This window comes from Polaromonas sp., assembly GCF_030682935.1.
In the GTDB taxonomy this organism is placed as follows: Bacteria; Pseudomonadota; Gammaproteobacteria; order Burkholderiales; family Burkholderiaceae_C; genus Polaromonas.
Genome location: NZ_JAUXNA010000049.1, coordinates 1 through 1,392 on the forward strand (window position 1 = coordinate 1; position 1,392 = coordinate 1,392).

Below are 1,392 nucleotides of genomic sequence, written 5' to 3' on the forward strand. Positions count from 1 at the left end.
GCGGGTGTGGCGCACGGTGATGCGCTTGTCTTTCGCGACCACGACCTTGCCGGCCTTGTCGGTGATGTCGAAACGGGCCACTTCGCCGCGCATGCGCTCGCCAACGAATTCCAGCTGCGCGCCACTGTCCATCAGACGGAAATTGTCAAACACAAAGAAGTTGGCCAGGATGGATTCCGGGTTCAGGCCGATGGCCTTGAGCAAAATCGTGACCGGCATCTTGCGGCGACGGTCAACCCGGAAATACAGCACGTCCTTCGGGTCGAACTCGAAGTCGAGCCATGAACCACGGTAAGGAATGATGCGGGCCGAAAACAGCAGCTTGCCCGAACTGTGGGTCTTGCCCTTGTCGTGCTCAAAAAACACGCCCGGCGAGCGGTGCAGCTGGGACACGATCACACGCTCGGTGCCGTTGATGACGAAAGAGCCCTTGTCGGTCATGAGCGGCACTTCGCCCATGTAGACCTCTTGCTCCTTGACTTCCTTGACGACCTTGGACTGCGACGTCGAGGACTCGCGGTCATAGATGATCAATTGCACCTTGGCGCGCACGGCCGAGGAAAACGTCAGCCCGCGCGTCTGGCATTCCCGCACATCAAATGCAGGTTTGGCCAGGTTGTACTCGAGGAATTTCATCTCCACAAACCCGTTGTGCGAGACGATGGGGAAGGCGTTGTCAAACGCGGCTTGCAGACCTTCTATGGTGCGCTTTTGGGGCGCACGGTCGGCTTGCAGAAACGCCGTGTAGGCGTCTTTCTGCATTTGCAGCAAATAAGGAACAGTCAGCACGCTTTCGCGGCTGCCGAAGCTTTTGCGTATGCGTTTGCGTTCGGTATAGGAATAGGCCATGAGTTCTCCGCATTGATGGGCTCTGGCGACTCTGGTGCCCGAATACACCACGTATTCAGGCAGACTTGGTGGTTGGCCACTACCAACCATGGCGGACGGCAACGCTTTGCGCGTCACCCGAACCAAGGCGTTTTCTGCAGTCGGGGTCAGAAAACACTGGAAAAAAGACTAGGGCAATCTTTTTTCCAGTGTTTTTACAACAGGCCAAACACACGTCAGGCTGATGGGGTCTTCTTGAAACACTGCAAAACCAGCATCTCTGCCGGCGTTGCGGTGTACTCCTTGAAACAGGAAAGGCTGGAAGCCCGAGGTGGGTCTTCCAGCCTTTGCAAACGCAAGAATTACTTGAGTTCGACTTTCGCGCCAGCTTCTTCGAGCTTTTTCTTGGCAGCTTCTGCGTCGGCCTTTGGTGCGCCTTCCTTGACGTTCTTCGGAGCGCCATCCACCAGGTCTTTGGCTTCTTTGAGGCCCAGACCGGTGAGTTCGCGAACGGCTTTAATGACCGACACCTTGTTAGGGCCGACTTCGAGCAGAACGACGTTG

Annotated in this window: 1 protein-coding gene and 1 pseudogene; both read right to left on the bottom strand. The window is 56.4% G+C overall.

Annotation, left to right across the window (positions count from 1 at the left end; translation table 11 throughout):
* Window positions 1-849: pseudogene (rpoB, locus tag Q8K05_RS01730) on the bottom strand (DNA-directed RNA polymerase subunit beta); the annotation flags it as partial.
* 341 nt (window positions 850-1,190) lie between these two features.
* On the bottom strand, window positions 1,191-1,392 hold a 202-nt coding region (locus Q8K05_RS01735; RefSeq protein WP_305244822.1), incomplete at its 5' end, for a 50S ribosomal protein L7/L12.